Source organism: Kitasatospora sp. CB02891, assembly GCF_002803145.1.
In the GTDB taxonomy this organism is placed as follows: Bacteria; Actinomycetota; Actinomycetes; order Streptomycetales; family Streptomycetaceae; genus Kitasatospora; species Kitasatospora griseola.
Genome location: NZ_NNBO01000002.1, coordinates 311,322 through 327,051 on the forward strand (window position 1 = coordinate 311,322; position 15,730 = coordinate 327,051).

The window sequence follows — 15,730 nt, forward strand, 5'->3', positions numbered from 1 at the left end:
ATGGCCGGACACGGAGCCCCCGTGCTGTCCCCGCAGAACTGCGCCGACCTGCGGGTCGCGATCGTCGCCGCGCAGTGGCACGACCGGGTGATGAACGGGCTGCTGGAGGGCGCGCTGCGGGCGCTCAAGGAGGTCGGGATCGAGGAGCCGAGCGTGGTCCGCGTCCCCGGCGCCTTCGAGCTGCCGGTCGCGGCCAAGCAGCTGGCCGGCCGCGGCTACGACGCGATCGTCGCCCTGGGCGTGGTGGTGCGCGGCGGCACCCCGCACTTCGACTACGTCTGCCAGGGCGCGACGCTCGGCCTGACCCAGGTCGCGGTGGACACCGGCGTCCCGGTCGGCTTCGGCGTGCTGACCTGCGACACCGAGCAGCAGGCGCTGGACCGGGCCGGGCTGCCCGACTCCGTCGAGGACAAGGGCCACGAGGCGGCGACCGCCGCCGTCGCCACCGCGGCCGCGCTCCGCGAGGTCGTCGAGCCCTGGCGTTGATCGGCTGATCGCACCGTGGCGGTCCGTTCGGATGTCCAGCGGACTGTCCACGGTGCGGAACCGTTTACCGCCCGTCAGCCCGCACCCCGTAAGGTGAGGTCATCATGGCTTCCAAGACATTCGAGGAGCTCTTCGCAGAGCTCCAGCAGAAGGCCGCCACCGGCGACCCCGAGACCTCCCGCACCGCCCAGCTCGTGCAGCAGGGCGTTCACGCCATCGGCAAGAAGGTCGTCGAGGAGGCCGCCGAGGTCTGGATGGCCGCCGAGTACCAGTCGCCCGAGGAAGCGGCGGAGGAGATGTCCCAGCTCCTCTACCACGTCCAGGTGATGATGATCGCTCGCGGGCTGACGCTCGAAGACGTCTACAAGTACCTGTAAATCCCACCGCAGTCGACGAAGGGTTCGCCTCTCATGCTCCGCATCGCCGTCCCCAACAAGGGTTCGCTCTCGGGTCCCGCGGCGGAGATGCTCCATGAGGCCGGCTACCGGCAGCGCAAGGACCCCAAGGAACTCGTCCTGGTCGACCCGGACAACCAGGTCGAGTTCTTCTTCCTGCGCCCGCGTGACATCGCCGTCTACGTCGGCTCCGGCCGGCTCGACATCGGCATCACCGGCCGGGACCTCCTGCTGGACTCCGCCTCGGACGCCGAGGAGGTGCTCGCGCTCGGCTTCGCCGGCTCGACCTTCCGGTTCGCCAAGCCGGTCGGCGCCGAGATCGCCACCGTGCAGGACCTCGACGGCCTGCGGATCGCCACCTCGTACACCGGCCTGGTCGAGCAGCACCTCGCCGAGCACGGCGTGAAGGCCACCGTCACCAAGCTGGACGGCGCGGTGGAGACCGCCGTGCACCTGGGCGTCGCCGACGTGATCGCCGACGTGGTGGAGACCGGCACCAGCCTGCGCAACGCCGGCCTGGAGGTGTTCGGCGACCCGATCCTGATCTCCGACGCCGTGGTGGTCCGCCCCAAGGGCGCCGGTCAGGACGCCGGCGTCGACCAGTTCCTGCGCCGCCTGCAGGGCGTGCTGGTGGCCCGCCGCTACGTGCTGATGGACTACGACATCCGGGCCGAGAACGTCGGCGCGGCCGTCGCGCTCACGCCCGGCCTGGAGTCGCCGACCGTGTCGCCGCTGCACACCGCCGGCTGGGTCGCGGTCCGCTCGATGGTGCTCCGCAAGGAGGCCCAGCGGATCATGGACGACCTGTGGGCGATCGGCGCCCGCGCCATCCTGGTCACCAACATCCACGCCTGCCGCATCTGATCCGTCACCGGAACGGGGGTCGCCCGCCCGGCGGCCCCCGCTTCTTCTTGGAGCCACCCGTGTCGACCCCCCTCACTCTGCCCGTCACCTGGGCCCCCCGCCGGAACCGTGCCGTGCTGCTCACGCTGGGCGCCCTGATGGTGGTGCTGTTCGCCGTGCTCGCCGTCGTGCTGCCGGAGAACTGGCAGCTCAGGGACCGGGTGATGATGGTGATCAGCGGCCTGCTGTTCGCCGCGGTCGGCCTGATGCTGGCCCGGCCCAAGGTGGTCGCCGACGCCGACGGGCTGACGGTGGTCAACTTCGTCCGCAGCCGCCGGCTGGCCTGGGCCGAGGTGGTCCGGGTCAACCTCAAGCACGGCGACCCGTGGGTGATGCTCGACCTCGCCGACGGCACCGCGCTGGCCGCCGTCGGCATCCAGCCCGCCGGCGGACGCGACCAAGCCGTCACGGCCGCCCGCACGCTGCGCGACCTGGTCGAGGAGCGGGGCGCGACCCGGGGCTGACACGCCCCCGGCAGCCCGGCCGAACAGCGCCGGAAGACCGTTCGGGTATCGTCTACGCTGGTAAAACCGCGGCAAAGCCCACCAGTGTCAGGCCTGCCGCGTCCGCCCGCGACCTGAGGAGTGACACCTCCCCTCGATGGACGATCCGTCCGGTAGTACCCGCGCCGCCATGCACATTCCGAGCCAGGGAAGGCGGGCGGCCCGATGACCACCGCCTGGCTCCTGCTGCTCGCGGCCTTCCTGCTCATCCTCGCCAACGGCCTGTTCGTGGCCGCCGAGTTCGCGTTCGTGACCGCCGACCGCGGTACCGTCGAACGCGCCGCGGCCACCGGCGACGGCCGGGCGAAGGGCCTGGCCAAGGCCCTGCACGAACTGTCCTTCCAGCTCTCCGGCGCCCAGCTCGGCATCACCATCACCTCGCTGGTGGTCGGCATGCTCGCCGAGCCGGCGCTGTCCACCCTGCTCTCGCCGGTGTTCACCGGCGTCGGCCTGCCCGACTCGGCGGCCCGCGGCACCGCGCTGATCGTCGGCCTGGTGCTGGCCACCGTGCTGCAGATGGTGATCGGCGAACTCGTCCCGAAGAACTGGGCGATCTCCCACCCGATGCAGGTCGCCTACGCCGTGGTCGGACCGCAGCGGGTGTTCTCCGCCGCCTGCCGCCCGCTGATCGCGTTCCTGAACGGCGCCGCCAACCGGATCGTCCGGCTCTTCGGCATCGAGCCGCAGGAGGAACTCGGCCACGCCCGCACCGCCGACGAACTCCTCGCGCTCGCCCGGCACTCGTACCAGGCCGGAGCGATGGACGAGGAGTCGGCGACGCTGTTCGTGCGCACCCTGGGCCTGCGCGAGCTGACCGCGGAATCCGTCATGACGCCGCGGATCGACGTCGCCGCGCTCCAGCAGGACGCCACCGCCGGCGACGTGCTCAACCTCACCCGGGCCACCGGGCTGAGCCGCTTCCCGGTGTACAGCGACAGCCTGGACAACGTCACCGGCACCGTCACGCTCAAGGACGCCCTGGCCGTCCCCGCCGACCGCCGCGACCACACCAAGGTCCGCCACCTGGCGTCCCCGCCGCTGCTGGTCCCCGAGACGCTGCCGGCCGAGCGACTGCTCGACCTGCTGCGCGGCCGCGAACCGATGGCCGTGGTGGTCGACGAGTACGGCGGCACCGCCGGCGTCGCCACCATCGAGGACATCGTCGAAGAAGTGGTCGGCGAGGTCCAGGACGAGCACGACCCCGCCGACACCCCCGACCTGCGCCCGCTCGGCCCGCGCGACGGACTGCCGGTCTGGGACGCCGACGGCCGGGCCCGGCTCGACCAGCTCGCCATGATCGGCCTGCACGCCCCCGACGGTCCCTACGAGACCCTCGGCGGACTGCTCGCCGACCTGCTCGGCAAGCTCCCCGCCGTCGGCGAGAGCGTCGAACTGCCGGGCTGGGAACTGACGGTGACCGCCGTCGACCGCCACCGCACCAGCCGGGTCGAGGTGCGCCGCACCCGCTCCGAGGACGACCACGAGGACCAGGACAGCAACCGATGAGCGCCCTGCAACTCGCCTTCTCGCTGCTCCTGCTGCTCGGCAACGCCTTCTTCGTCGGCGCCGAGTTCGCCGTCATCTCGGTGCGCCGCAGCCAGATCGAACCGCTCGCCGAGGCCGGCAACCGGCGCGCCCGCACCGTGCTGCACGCGCTGTCCAACGTCTCCGCGATGCTGGCCGCCGCCCAGCTCGGCATCACCGTCTGCTCGCTGCTGCTCGGCGCGCTCGCCGAGCCGACCATCGCGCACCTGCTGGAGCCCGCCTTCCACGCGCTCGGCGTGCCCGACTCGGCGATGCACCTGCTCAGCTACGCCATCGCGCTCAGCCTGGTGGTGTTCCTGCACATGGTGATCGGCGAGATGGTGCCGAAGAACCTGGCGCTGGCCGGACCGGAGAAGGCCGCGCTCTGGCTCGGCCCGCCGCTGGACCGCCTGGCCCGCTGGCTGGCCCCGGTGATCACCCTGCTGAACGCCTTCGCCAACGGCGTGCTGCGGCTGTTCCGGGTCGAGCCCAAGGACGAGGTCAACTCGGTGTTCACCAGCGAGCAGCTGCTGCACCTGCTGGCCGACTCCGGCGAGGCCGGCCTGCTCGACGACACCCGTCGCGAACGCCTGGAGGACGCCCTGGAGATGGGCAGCCGCCCGGTCACCGAGGTGCTGCTGCCCGCCGACCAGCTGGTCACCGTGGGCCGCGACGTCACCGGCGACCAGATCCAGCAGCTCGCCGTGCGCACCGGCTTCTCGCGGTTCCCGGTCGCCGACGAGCAGGGCACCGTGCTCGGCTACCTGCACGTCAAGGACTCGCTGGAGGTCGACGACCTGACGGCGCCCGTCCCGGACCGGCTGTGGCGGCCGATCACCGTGGTCCGCTCCGGCCTGCGGCTGGACGACGCGCTCGCCTCCATGCGCCGCGCCGCCGCCCACCTGGCGGCCGTGGTGGACGCGGACGGCCGCCAGCTCGGCCTGGTCGCCCTGGAGGACGTGCTGGAGGAGCTGGTCGGCGAGGTCCACGACCCGGACCACCGACACTGATCGCCCGCTGCTCCCGGCCCCGTCGCACTCGTTGCGGCGGGGCCGCCGCCGTTCACGGCAGTTCCACCGGGTACGGCTCGGCGAAGTCGGCGGAGCGGCTGACCTGCTCCCAGGCGGTCGCCTCGGCGAGCTGGCGGCGGGACCAGTCGAGCGCCATGGTCACCGCGTTCACGCCGAGCAGCAGGTGGCTCGGGGCGTCGCCGCGCTTGACGGTGCGGACGATGATCGCGGCGGCGCGCTCCGGGTCGCCGGCGGCCCCGGCCTCGCCCTGGCGCATCCGCCGGTTCATCGCGCCGACCGTTTCGTCGTAGGCCTCGGGGACGGGAAAGGCGGTCATCGAGGCGCCCGCCCAGTCGGTGGCGAAGCCGCTCGGCTCGACCACCAGGTATCGGATGCCGAACGGCGCGGTCTCGGTGGCCAGCACCCGGGTGAAGCCGTCGACGGCGAACTTGGCGGCCTGGTAGGAGGCGATGCCGGGGGAGCCGCCGACCCGCCCGCCGACCGAGGAGAACTGCACGACGGTGCCCGACCCCTGCCGTCGCAGTGCGGGCAGCGCCGCCTTGGTGACGTGGTAGACGCCCCAGAAGTTGGTCTCGAACTGGGCGCGGAAGTCGGCGTCGTCCGAGGTCTCGACCGGCGAGACGTTCGCGTAGCCGGCGTTGTTCACCAGCACGTCGATGCGGCCGAAGCGGGCGAGCGCGGCGTCGATCGCGCGCTGCGCCGCCACCGGGTCGGTGACATCCAGGGGCACGGTGAGGACGCGGTCGCCGTACTCGGCGAGTTCCGCGGCGAGGGGCTCGGGGCGGCGGGCGGTGGCGACGACCAGGTCGCCCGCTTCGAGGACGGCGGTGACCAGGGCGCGGCCGAAGCCGCGGGACGAACCGGTGATGAACCAGACCTGCTGCTGGGTGGTGCGCGCTTCTTCGCTCATGGGTTTAGTACAACACCGTTCTCTTATTAGCGCAACACTGTTGTGTTAGCGGCTCCTAGAATGGCCCCATGACTCAGCCAGCCTTCCGACGGGCGCGCAGCGCCGAGGCCAAGCAGGCGCGCGAAGGGGCGATCCTGGACGCGGCCCGCGCGCTCGGCGAAGGGCGCGGCATCCGTGACGTCACCCTCACGGACATCGCCGCCGAAGTGGGCATGCACAAGTCGGCGCTGCTGCGGTACTTCGAGACCAGGGAGCAGATCTTCCTCGAACTCACCGCCCAGGGCTGGCGCGAGTGGTCCGGCGCGCTGCGCGCCGATCTCGCGGCCCGCGCGCACGCCACCCCCGCCGAGGTCGCCGAGGTGCTCGCCGCGACGCTCTCGGCCCGCCCGATGTTCTGCGACCTGCTCGCCCAGGCCCCGCTCAACCTGGAACGCAACGTCTCACTGGACGCCGTGCGCGCCTTCAAGCTCGTCACGCTGGACGAAGTCGCCCTGATCGGCGCGGAGTTGAACCGCCTCCTCGGCCTGACGGAACAGCAGGTGCTCGACCTCGCCGCCACCGCCACCGGCATGGCCGGCGCCCTCTGGCAGATGGCCACCCCCGGCCCCCGCCTGCAGGCCCTCTACGCCTCCGACCCCCGCCTCGGCCACGCGATCGTCGAGGTCGAACCCCGGCTGCGGCGCGTCCTCGGCGCCTTCCTGACGGGAACACAGGCACAGATGCCGAGGTCGGACAGGGCCTAGAGTGAGCGGCGATTCATGCGCCGCAGCGGGAGGACCGACAACCATGGCACTGATCGACTCGCCGCCGGTACCCCTCGTGCTGTGCCTGCTCGCGGCCGGATACCTGCTGAACATTGCGGCGGTGCTGCACGTCTACACGGAGCCGAGGAACCGGCGGAAGGCATTCCTCTCCATCGCGGCGCTGGTCCCCGCGATCATGCTGCCCTGTCTCCGGGGCAGCAGCGTTCCGACGATGATGCTGGTGGCGGCGGACGTGCTGCTCGCCTTCCCGCTGCTGTTCTGGCTGCTCCGCGAGGGCATCGCGCAATTCGAACGGGCCGGGAGCCCGTATGTCCACAGGTTCGATCGGAGCCCGGAGGAGCGGCGCCGAGGCGCGTGGGCCGCGCTGGCAGTGAGCGGCACCGTCACGGTCCTGCTGCTGCTGGAGTACCTGCCGATCTGGCCCTTCTGACCGTCACTGTCGCCCGTCGATCAGCTCGCCGTACGCCTGGAGGAGGTCCGGCAGGCGCAGGGTCGCCAGGTCCTCGCGGGACGGGATGCCGCGTTGGCCGGAGAGCCGCAAGTCCCGGTAGGCGCAGGACTTTTCGTAGAGGGTGCGGATGAAGCGGCCGTTGCCGAGCTGGTCGATCCAGCCCTCGGCGACCACGTGGGCGCAGATCGAGGCCAGCTCCTCGGCCGCGTCGACGTCCCAGTCGTCGCCGTCGGCGCCGGCCAACTGGGCGCCGATCTCGGCGAGTTCGGCCGGGCGGTAGGAGGGGAAGTCGACCCGGGTGGTGAACCGCGAGTTCAGGCCCGGGTTGGTCGCCAGCAGCCGGTTCATGCCCTCCGGGTAGCCGGCCAGGATCACCACCAGCCGGTCCCGGTTGTCCTCGGCGCGCTTCAGCAGCACCTGGAGGGCCTCGTCGCCGAACGCGTCACCCTTGCTGTAGCCGGAGTTGGCCAGCGAGTAAGCCTCGTCGATGAACAGCACGCCGTCCAGCGCCGAGTCGATCAGCTCGTTCGCCTTCACCGCCGTCTGCCCGAGGAACTCGCCCACCAGGTCGGCTCGTTGCGCCTCCACCAGGTGGTCGCCGGAGAGCAGCCCGAGGGCATGGAAGACCCGGCCGAGGATCCGCGCCACCGTGGTCTTGCCGGTGCCCGAGGGCCCGGAGAACACGAAGTGCCGTTTCGGCGGCTGCACCGGCAGCCCCCGGTCCGCGCGCAGCCGAGCCATTCGCAACTGCGCCGACAGCGCCCGCACCTGACGCTTCACCGGGTCGAGGCCGACCATCGCCTCCAGCTCCGCCAGCGCCTGGTCCAGCTCCAGCCGGGCCGCCGGACCGGGGTTCGGCCCGGCCGGCGGAATCGCCGCCGCCGCAGGCCAGTTGCCCAGTCGCAGGGGTAACGGCGAAGCGGCGGACGCCCGTTCGGCCAGCTGCCCGCCGCGCGGCTCCCCGGCCGGCGGCTGGGCCCGCTCCGGCTCGACGTCCTCCAAGGTCTCGACCGCGGTCTCCACCACCGCGCCCCGGTACTCGCCGTACGACTCGCCCGACAGCGCGGCGCCGTCCAGCAGCCCGTCCTCGGCGGAGATCGCCGCCAGCCGCTGCTCGGTGTCCATGAACGCCGGATCGGCCCGGTGCACCGCCCGGTACAGCGGCAGCGCCGCCGCGCTGCGCCCCGCGCCCTCGTACGCCCGGCCCAGCCAGTAGCGCAACTCCTTGCGCTGCGGCTGCTCGGAGCGGCAGCGGGCCAGCGAGGCCGCCAGCGGGCGCTGCGCCTGCGCGCACATGTCGAGCCGGACCCGGGCCATCCCCGCGAACAGGCCGGCCTCGATGCCCAGCACCGGATCGTCGAGCAGCCGGTCGGTGTCCCGGATCAACTGCTCCCAGTCCTTCAGCAGGTAGGAGCGACAGGCGTGCAGGAACCGCACCGCGGGCTCCTGCTCCGGCGTCGGACAGGACGCCAACGCCTGGTCCAGCTCGGCGAGGTGACGCCCGTCCAGCCAGTGCGAGGCGTGCGCCAGGGCGAGGTCCTGCGCGCTCTCCAGCACCGGCTGCACCCACCAGCCCAGCCAGTACCAGGAACTGAGCGGGCGCCGGTGCCGCTCGCGCTGCTCGCCGAACCGCTCCCGGTGCCGGTGCATCGCCAGCAGCGCGCCGGCGGTGTCGCTGCGCAGCGCGTGCAGGCCCAGCCAGGCGTCCGCCATGCCCGGGTCGACCCGGACCGCGGCCTTGAACTCCTCCTCCGCGCGGGCGTAGGAACCGGCCGTGTAGGCGTCCATGGCACGCGACCACGAGCGGTCGGCCTCCGGATCCGGCCCCGCCGCGGCGGGCCCCTTGCCGCCGGAACTCTCCACCGTCACTGACGCCCCCCGCCAGACCTCGGGCCGCTTCAAACGGGCCTGCGTGGGCATGGTACCGGCGCGGAGCTGATCCGTAAGGGTGGCGCGCGAGTCAAATGGCGCGAGACGATCGGGTGTTGGGGGCACGAACACAACACCGGGCGCAGGAGAACGGCGTCTCCGGCTCACGGGGGAACAAGCCGGAGACGCCGTGTCTGTGGTTGCGGATTCAACTGATTTCCGCGACAGGCTGAACTTAGATCCTGGCGACGTCGCAGGTCAAGAGTGGTTCAAACGGTTCACTCAGGGTGTCCCCGACGATCCGCCCGGTGATCCCGTCGACCCGCAGCGAGGCGGACGGACGGCTCGGATCGGCGGCGAAGTGCGCCCGTTCCGCGACCGCCCAACCCGCCCAGAACTCGGCCAGTTCCGGACCGTCCCGCAGCTCTCCGCGGGCCCGCGCCGCCGCCGCGTCCAGCTCCATCCACAGCAGCGCCGCCAGCGCCGGACGCACCGCCCGCCGGCCCGCGCCCACTCCCTCCAGCAGCACCACGGGGGCCGGCGGCACCGTCACCACGTCGTCGAACTCCCGTGCCGTCCAGTCGTACACGCCGTGCCGGGCCGACTCGCCCCGCCCCAGCGGCTCCAGCACCTGGGCGCGCAGCCGGTCCACCCAGCCGAACGGTTCCCGATGGGTCGCCAGATCGTCCAGGTGCACCACCGGTGCGCCGCCCAGCGCCGCCGCCAGCCGGCCGGCGAAGGTGGTCTTGCCGGAACCGGCGTGCCCGTCCACCGCGACCAGTCGCACCGGGCCCAGCGACGGCGGCAGCGCGAGCAGGCCCGCGGCCAGCGCGGACAGGTCGGGGAAGGCATCGGTCATCCGGCCAGCCTACGTGGCCGGGCGGGGGGCTCCCGGAGGGCACCGGAGCCGCGGCGCCCTCGACGGGAACGGGCGGGTCAGGCCGCCCGGCGGTCGCGCTGCGCGGGCACCAGGGCGCGCACCGCGCGGTGGGCGCCCGCGTGCGAGAACGGCTGGGTGCGCCAGTCCAGCGCCGTCGGCAGCGCCACCAGGTTCTCGACGGCGCCCTGCTCGGGCTGCTCCACGCTCTCCGGCAGGTCGGCCGTCGGCGCGCCGGTGCCCCGGCAGATCGCCGATTGGAAGGGGTTCCACGCGGAGGGCAGCACCGCGTGCTGCGGCAGGCTCTCCTCGTCCCCGATCAGGGCGATCGGGCGGTCGCAGGCCGGGCAGTGCACCCGCACGATGTCCCAGTTGTCGGCCGCGCCCGGGTCCGTCCCGAAGGGCGGCTCGGACGCGACGGGTTCGTCCTCGACGTCGGGACGCTGGTCGGTGGAAGGCATCTGATCCCCCTCGGATCGGGCCGGAATCACTCGTTGACCGGGCCACCAGCAGCACTTCCCGCTGACGACGCGTCATAACCCTGCGCTCCGGCGCACGGTGATGCACCAAGTGTGTTCCTCGCCACATTCCGTTGGCATGTGCCCCCCGAATGCGCCCCCAGCGAGCTGTCTGCACAGCCCGGCCGTCCATCGAGTAGGTTGACGCCTTGTGGAGGAACTCGACCAGCGCATCGTCCAGCTGCTGCTGCAGGACGGACGGATGAGCTACACCGACCTGGGCAAGGCCACCGGCCTGTCCACCTCGGCCGTGCACCAGCGGGTGCGCCGCCTCGAACAGCGCGGCGTCATCCGCGGCTACACCGCCATCGTCGACCCCGAGGCGGTCGATCTGGCGCTCACCGCGTTCATCTCCGTCAAGCCGTTCGACCCCAGCGCCCCCGACGACACCCCCGAACGCCTGGTCGCCCTCCCCGAGATCGAGGCCTGCCACAGCGTCGCCGGCGACGAGAACTACATCCTCAAGGTCCGCGTCCCCGGCCCCGGCGACCTGGAGGACCTGCTCGCCCGGATCCGCTCCGCCGCCGGCGTGTCCACCCGCACCACCGTCGTCCTCTCCACCCCGTACGAGGCCCGCCCCCCGAAGCTCTGACCCCCCGACTGTGCAATCGGCCAGGATGCGAGACTGGTCGCCATGACCGAACGCACCGACCGGACCGTCCTGCTGCGCGGCGGCAACGTCTACAGCCCCGCCGACCCCTTCGCCACCGCCATGCTGGTCGAGGGCGAACACATCGCCTGGGTCGGCAGCGACGGAGCCGCCGAGGCCTACGCCGACGTCGCCGACGAGATCGTCGACCTGCAGGGCGCCCTGGTCACCCCCGCGTTCGTCGACGCCCACGTGCACGCCACCTCCACCGGCCTCGCCCTGACCGGCCTCGACCTCACCGCCGGCACCTCGCTCGCCGAAACGCTCGCCGCGATCGCCGAGTTCACCGCCGGCGGCGCCGACGGCGTCCTGCTCGGCCACGGCTGGGACGAGACCCGCTGGCCCGAGCGCCGCGCCCCCTCGCTCGCCGAACTCGACGCCGCCGCCGGCGGGGCCGCGCTCTACCTGTCCCGCACCGACGTCCACTCCGGCCTCGCCACCAGCGCCCTGCGCGCCCTCGTCCCGGCACTGGCCGACTGCGCCGGGTACTCCGCCGACGGCCCGCTCACCCAGGACGCCCACCACGCCGTCCGCCGCGCCGCGCTCGCCCACCTCACGCCCGCCCAGCGCCGCGACGCCCAGCTCGCCACGCTGCGCCGCGCCGCCGAACTCGGCATCGGCGCGCTGCACGAGTGCGCCGGCCCCGACATCTCCTCCGTCGAGGACCTCGCCGCGCTGCTCGCCCTCGCCGCCGAGACCCCCGGCCCCGAGGTGTTCGGCTACTGGGGCGAGCTCGGCGCCGCGGGCGTCGAGACCGCCAAGCGGCTCGGCGCGGTCGGCGCCGGCGGCGACCTGTTCGTCGACGGCGCGCTCGGCTCGCACACCGCCTGCCTGCACGAGGACTACGCCGACACCGGCCACACCGGCGTCGCCTACCTGACGGCCGGGCAGATCGCCGAGCACGTCGCCGCCTGCACCGAGGCCGGCCTGCAGGCCGGGTTCCACGCGATCGGCGACGCCGCGATCACCGCCGTCGTCGAAGGCGTCCGCGCCGCCGGCGACGAGCTCGGCGCCGAACGGGTCAAGGCGATGCGGCACCGCGTCGAGCACGCCGAGGCGCTCACCCCGGAGACCCTCGCCGCGTTCGCCGAACTCGGCCTGACCGCCTCCGTCCAGCCCGCCTTCGACGCCGCCTGGGGCGGCCCCGACGGCATGTACGTCGAACGCCTCGGCGCCGACCGCGCCGCGCAGCTCAACCCGTTCGCCGCGATGCTGCGGGCCGGCATCCCGCTGGCCTTCGGCTCCGACGCGCCCGTCACCCCGCTCGACCCGTGGGGCACCGTCCGCGCCGCCGCGTTCCACCGCACCCCCGAGCACCGGATCTCGGTGCGCGCCGCGTTCACCGCCCACACCCGCGGCGGCCACCGCGCCCTCGGCCACGACGCCGACGGCGTCCTGGTGCCCGGCGCGATCGCCTCCTACGCGGTCTGGGCCACCACCGAGCTGGTCGTCCAGGCCCCCGACAACCGCATCGCCGGCTGGTCCACCGACCCCCGCTCCGGCACCCCCGGCCTCCCCGACCTAACCCCCGGCGAACCCCTCCCCACCTGCCTGCGCACCGTCGTCCGGGGCCGGACGGTCCACACCCACCAGGGCCAGCAGACCGTCTCTTCGGGTGAGGTACCTTTCGGGGGACGTCGTACGAAGTAGAGAGATGGTGCGCAGGTGGCACTGCCCGTTTCGCAGGAGCACCCCGTGACCGAGGGGCAGGCGGACAGCGCGCCGCAGCGCCCCGGCCGCGGGGGATGGTGGGCCCGGACGGGGCTGGCCGCGGTGTGCGGGACGGCGATGGCGTTCGCCTTCCCGCCGTACGACGTGTGGCCGCTGTCGATCCTCGGGGTGGCGGCGCTGACGCTGCTGACCCGGGGGCGGCGGGCCCGGCACGGGGCCTGGCTGGGCTTCGTGTTCGGAGTGCCGTTCTTCGTGGTGCTGCTGTCCTGGCTGCGGGTGGTGGGCTGGGACGGCGTGATCGGCCTGTCGGCGATCGAAGCGCTGTTCCTCGCGCTGATGGGCGCGGGCCTGGCGCTGACCTCGAAGCTGCGCGGCTGGCCGCTGTGGGCCGCGATGCTCTGGGTTACCCAGGAGTGGGCCCGTGACCGGCTGCCGTTCGGCGGCTTCCCCTGGGGCCGCCTGGCGTTCGCCAACACCGCCAGCCCGTTCACGCCGCTCGCCGCGCTCGGCGGTGCCCCGCTGGTGACCTTCGCGGTGGCCGGCTGCGGCACGCTGCTCGCCTGGGCGGCGCTGTGCGTGCTGCGGGCCCGCCGGGCCGGCACCGCCGTGCTGCCGTGGCGCACCGTCGCGGGCGGCCTGGCGGCCGTCGCGCTGGTGCTGATCGGCTATGTCGTGCCGGTGCCGACCGCGGCCGCCGACACCGTGAAGGTCGCGATCGTCCAGGGCAACGTGGACCGGCCCGGCATGGACTTCCTGGGCCGGCCGATGCTGGTGCTCAACAACCACGCCAAGACCACCGAGCAGCTCGCCGCGGACGTCGCCGCCGGCCGGGTGCCCAAGCCCGACGTGGTGATCTGGCCGGAGAACGCCTCCGACCTCGACCCGTTCACCGACCCGGCGGCCTACGCCCGGATCGACGAGGCCGTGAAGAGCATCGGCGTCCCCACCCTGGTCGGCGCCCTGGTCGACGGACCGGACCAGCAGCACGTGCGCAACGAGGGCATCGTGTGGGACCCGACGACCGGCCCGGGGGAGTCCTACACCAAGCAGCACCCGGTGCCGTTCGGCGAGTACGTGCCGTTCCGCGCCGAACTGTCCAAGGTGATCACCCGCCTGCAGCGGGTCGCCCGCGACTTCTACCCCGGCACCGGCAGCGGCGTCATGCACCTCGGCCCGGCCCGGATCGGCGACGTGATCTGCTTCGAGGTGGCGTACGACGAGATCGTCCGCGACACCGTCAACCAGGGCGGCCGGGTGCTGGTCGTCCAGACCAACAACGCCACCTACAACCGGACCGGCCAGACCGAGCAGCAGCTGGCGATGTCCCGACTGCGCGCCGTCGAGCACGGCCGGGCCGTGCTGATCGCGGCCACCAGCGGCGTCAGCGCCGTGATCACCCCGGACGGCGAGGTCCAGCAGCGCACCGCGGAGCTCGACCAGGAGGTCCTCAACGCCGTGGTCCCGCTGCGCGACGGCCAGACCATCGCCGACAAGGTCGGCGCCGGCCCCGAATGGATCCTCGCCCTCGGCGGCCTGCTGGCCTGCGCCTTCGCCGCCGCGACGGGCCTCCAGCGCCGCCGGGCGGCCAAGCAGGCCTGAGCGGGCGGCGGGGCACGGAGGGTCGCCGGGCGAGGGCGGGAGGTTCGTCGCGGCGGCCTGCCGGCTCCGGTTTTGCGGCCTCGGGTCGTCATGCGGGTCCGAGGTCAGGTGGTGGGGTCGGGGGCAGGGGAGTGTGCGGCCGGGGCGGGCCCTTGCCTCCGTCCGGCGTGCGGCCAGGCATCCCTGGGCCTGAGGTAGGCCTGAGCGGTCGGCAGGACGCGTCACGGCCTGGGCGGCGGGGCACGGAGGGTCGCCGGGCGAGGGCGGGAGGTTCGCGCTCGGTGGCCTGCCGGCTCCGGTTTTGCGGCCTCGGGTCGTCATGCGGGTCCGAGGTCAGGTGGTGGGGTCGGGGGCCGCGGCGTGTGCGGCCGGAGCGGGCGCTTGCCTTCGTCCGGCGTGCGGCCTCGCGGTGGGCGGGCAGGCATCCTTGACGCAGGCCCGACACCGAGTAGCCGAGCAGGCCCGGGCGAGCGGCGGGACGCGTCACGGCCTAGGCGGCGGAGCGCGGAGCGTCGCCTGGGCGAGGGCGGGAGGTTCGCGCTCGGTGGCCTGTTGGTCTTCGCGACGGGCCTGCTGCGTCGTCGGGCGGCCAAGCGGGTCTGAGTGGTCGGGCAGGTCGCGTCACGGCCCGGGCGGAGGAGTGCGGAGGGCCGCCGGGCGAGGGTGGGAGGTTCGTGCTCGGCGGCCCGTCGTCGGCCTTCGGCTTCGCGGGTCCGAGGTCGGGCAGTGGGGCTGTGGGCAACGGAGCGTAGGGCCGGAGCGGGTCCCTGCCGCTGCCCGGCCTGCCGCCTCGCGGTGGGCGGGCAGGCATCCCTGAGGCAGGTCCGACACCGAGTAGCCGAGCAGGCCCGGGCGGGCGGTGGGGCGGGCGACGGGCCCGTGCGGCGGAACACGCAGGCCCGGTGGGCCGTTGTCCAGGGTGGTGCCGTGAATGCGGCCGGAGTCGCCGGTCGTCGCTGAGAGCACCGCGATGGAGTGGATCCGTACCGTGTCCCAGCAAGCAACCCCGGCCCGTCCGACCCGGCGTGGGCGTCTTGCCCGGATCGTGCCGCTGTTGATCGCCGTCTGGCTGGTGCTGGAGATCTGGCTGGTCACCGTGGTGGCCGGCTGGGTGGGCTGGTTCCTGACGTTGGTGCTGTTGCTGGCCGGGGTGTTCCTGGGCGGCACGGTGATCAAGCGCGCCGGGGCGCGGGCGTTCCGCGCGGCCGTCGAGCTGTCCAAGGACCCGCAGTCCGCGCAGCCGCAGACCGGCACCTCGATGACGGTGCTGGCCGGTGTGCTGCTGATCCTGCCGGGCTTCCTGTCGGACCTGCTGGCCGCCACCCTGCTGCTCCCGCCGACCCGCGCCGTGTGGCGCGCCGTCGCCCGCCGGCTCACCGGCAGCGTGCTGCGCTCCACCGCCCCGGTCGGCGCGGACCGGTTCGCCGACGCGATGCGCCTGCAGGAGCAGCTGCGCATCCACCGCCCGGACGGCAAGATCGTCCAGGGCGAGGTCGTCGACCCGCCGGCCGGCCCGAAGGGGCCGGACACCGAGTACCGGCCGCCGATCGCCCCGTGACCCGCTCCTGATCCCGACAGCG

Annotated in this window: 16 protein-coding genes; 12 read left to right on the forward strand and 4 right to left on the reverse strand. The window is 73.5% G+C overall.

Features of this window, described 5'->3' with window-relative positions; translation table 11 throughout:
* From ribH to CG736_RS06805, 6 genes are all read left to right on the forward strand, one after another.
* The gene (gene ribH / locus CG736_RS06780) at nucleotides 1–486 is read left to right on the forward strand and encodes a 6,7-dimethyl-8-ribityllumazine synthase (RefSeq protein ID WP_100585253.1); all 486 of its coding nucleotides are present in this window, start codon (nucleotides 1–3) and stop codon (nucleotides 484–486) included.
* A 104-nt stretch (nucleotides 487–590) separates the two neighbouring features.
* Entirely contained in the window at nucleotides 591–863 is a 273-nt protein-coding gene (locus CG736_RS06785; protein WP_043908254.1) for a phosphoribosyl-ATP diphosphatase, read from the forward strand.
* Between the two features lie 33 nt (nucleotides 864–896).
* Nucleotides 897–1,745 carry an ATP phosphoribosyltransferase gene (gene hisG / locus CG736_RS06790; RefSeq protein ID WP_100585254.1) on the forward strand — a complete coding sequence of 283 codons (849 nt, stop codon included), beginning with the start codon at nucleotides 897–899 and terminating at the stop codon, nucleotides 1,743–1,745.
* A 59-nt stretch (nucleotides 1,746–1,804) separates the two neighbouring features.
* Complete coding sequence (locus tag CG736_RS06795) at nucleotides 1,805–2,248, forward strand: PH domain-containing protein (RefSeq protein WP_232733844.1); 444 nt, start codon at nucleotides 1,805–1,807, stop codon at nucleotides 2,246–2,248.
* 204 nt (nucleotides 2,249–2,452) lie between these two features.
* Complete coding sequence (locus tag CG736_RS06800; protein WP_100585255.1) at nucleotides 2,453–3,793, forward strand: hemolysin family protein; 1,341 nt, start codon at nucleotides 2,453–2,455, stop codon at nucleotides 3,791–3,793.
* Entirely contained in the window at nucleotides 3,790–4,821 is a 1,032-nt protein-coding gene (locus CG736_RS06805; RefSeq protein ID WP_100585256.1) for a hemolysin family protein, read from the forward strand. The genes CG736_RS06800 and CG736_RS06805 overlap by 4 nt, the downstream gene beginning before the upstream one ends.
* 52 nt (nucleotides 4,822–4,873) lie before the next feature.
* Here CG736_RS06805 and CG736_RS06810 read toward each other — a convergent pair whose 3' ends face one another.
* Nucleotides 4,874–5,752: an SDR family NAD(P)-dependent oxidoreductase gene (locus CG736_RS06810; RefSeq protein ID WP_100585257.1), complete on the reverse strand. Its 879-nt coding sequence runs from the start codon at nucleotides 5,750–5,752 to the stop codon at nucleotides 4,874–4,876.
* 68 nt (nucleotides 5,753–5,820) lie between these two features.
* On the opposite strand from CG736_RS06810, the gene CG736_RS06815 reads away from it, so the two are divergent.
* Both CG736_RS06815 and CG736_RS06820 read left to right on the forward strand, forming a co-directional pair.
* Nucleotides 5,821–6,495 (forward strand): TetR family transcriptional regulator, encoded by a 675-nt coding sequence (locus tag CG736_RS06815; RefSeq protein ID WP_100585258.1) that lies wholly within the window; start codon nucleotides 5,821–5,823, stop codon nucleotides 6,493–6,495.
* A 43-nt stretch (nucleotides 6,496–6,538) separates the two neighbouring features.
* Entirely contained in the window at nucleotides 6,539–6,946 is a 408-nt protein-coding gene (locus tag CG736_RS06820) for a hypothetical protein (protein ID WP_100585259.1), read from the forward strand.
* Between the two features lie 3 nt (nucleotides 6,947–6,949).
* Here the strand turns inward: CG736_RS06820 and CG736_RS06825 are convergent, their stop codons facing one another.
* From CG736_RS06825 to CG736_RS06835, 3 genes are all read right to left on the reverse strand, one after another.
* Entirely contained in the window at nucleotides 6,950–8,755 is a 1,806-nt protein-coding gene (locus CG736_RS06825; RefSeq protein ID WP_100585260.1) for an AAA family ATPase, read from the reverse strand.
* Between the two features lie 316 nt (nucleotides 8,756–9,071).
* Nucleotides 9,072–9,695: a uridine kinase gene (locus CG736_RS06830; protein ID WP_100585261.1), complete on the reverse strand. Its 624-nt coding sequence runs from the start codon at nucleotides 9,693–9,695 to the stop codon at nucleotides 9,072–9,074.
* 77 nt (nucleotides 9,696–9,772) lie between these two features.
* A complete protein-coding gene (locus CG736_RS06835) occupies nucleotides 9,773–10,174 on the reverse strand; it encodes a hypothetical protein (protein WP_100585262.1) in 402 nt (133 codons plus the stop codon).
* Nucleotides 10,175–10,382: 208 nt separating this feature from the next.
* Between CG736_RS06835 and CG736_RS06840 the strand changes: the two genes are divergently transcribed.
* The 4 genes from CG736_RS06840 to fxsA all read left to right on the forward strand — a co-directional run bounded on the left by CG736_RS06840 (nucleotide 10,383) and on the right by fxsA (nucleotide 15,708).
* The gene (locus tag CG736_RS06840) at nucleotides 10,383–10,823 is read left to right on the forward strand and encodes an Lrp/AsnC family transcriptional regulator (protein ID WP_035859581.1); all 441 of its coding nucleotides are present in this window, start codon (nucleotides 10,383–10,385) and stop codon (nucleotides 10,821–10,823) included.
* A gap of 42 nt (nucleotides 10,824–10,865) precedes the next feature.
* On the forward strand, nucleotides 10,866–12,530 hold the full coding sequence (locus CG736_RS06845) for an amidohydrolase (RefSeq protein WP_100585263.1): 1,665 nt from the start codon (nucleotides 10,866–10,868) through the stop codon (nucleotides 12,528–12,530).
* Nucleotides 12,531–12,575: 45 nt separating this feature from the next.
* Nucleotides 12,576–14,150 (forward strand): apolipoprotein N-acyltransferase, encoded by a 1,575-nt coding sequence (gene lnt / locus CG736_RS06850; protein WP_232733845.1) that lies wholly within the window; start codon nucleotides 12,576–12,578, stop codon nucleotides 14,148–14,150.
* 988 nt (nucleotides 14,151–15,138) lie between these two features.
* Nucleotides 15,139–15,708, forward strand: coding sequence for an FxsA family membrane protein (fxsA, locus tag CG736_RS06855; protein ID WP_043909382.1), 570 nt, complete (start codon nucleotides 15,139–15,141; stop codon nucleotides 15,706–15,708).
* Nucleotides 15,709–15,730 lie beyond the last annotated feature (22 nt).

Bases quoted from the DNA above. Each gene is read 5' to 3' on its own strand.
- ribH (WP_100585253.1), top strand. From the start codon at position 1: ATGGCCGGACACGGAGCCCCCGTGCTGTCCCCGCAGAACTGCGCCGAC.
- CG736_RS06785 (WP_043908254.1), top strand. From the start codon at position 591: ATGGCTTCCAAGACATTCGAGGAGCTCTTCGCAGAGCTCCAGCAGAAG.
- hisG (WP_100585254.1), top strand. From the start codon at position 897: ATGCTCCGCATCGCCGTCCCCAACAAGGGTTCGCTCTCGGGTCCCGCG.
- CG736_RS06800 (WP_100585255.1), top strand. From the start codon at position 2,453: ATGACCACCGCCTGGCTCCTGCTGCTCGCGGCCTTCCTGCTCATCCTC.
- CG736_RS06805 (WP_100585256.1), top strand. From the start codon at position 3,790: ATGAGCGCCCTGCAACTCGCCTTCTCGCTGCTCCTGCTGCTCGGCAAC.
- CG736_RS06810 (WP_100585257.1), bottom strand. From the start codon at position 5,752: ATGAGCGAAGAAGCGCGCACCACCCAGCAGCAGGTCTGGTTCATCACC.
- CG736_RS06815 (WP_100585258.1), top strand. From the start codon at position 5,821: ATGACTCAGCCAGCCTTCCGACGGGCGCGCAGCGCCGAGGCCAAGCAG.
- CG736_RS06820 (WP_100585259.1), top strand. From the start codon at position 6,539: ATGGCACTGATCGACTCGCCGCCGGTACCCCTCGTGCTGTGCCTGCTC.
- CG736_RS06825 (WP_100585260.1), bottom strand. From the start codon at position 8,755: ATGGACGCCTACACGGCCGGTTCCTACGCCCGCGCGGAGGAGGAGTTC.
- CG736_RS06830 (WP_100585261.1), bottom strand. From the start codon at position 9,695: ATGACCGATGCCTTCCCCGACCTGTCCGCGCTGGCCGCGGGCCTGCTC.
- CG736_RS06835 (WP_100585262.1), bottom strand. From the start codon at position 10,174: ATGCCTTCCACCGACCAGCGTCCCGACGTCGAGGACGAACCCGTCGCG.
- CG736_RS06845 (WP_100585263.1), top strand. From the start codon at position 10,866: ATGACCGAACGCACCGACCGGACCGTCCTGCTGCGCGGCGGCAACGTC.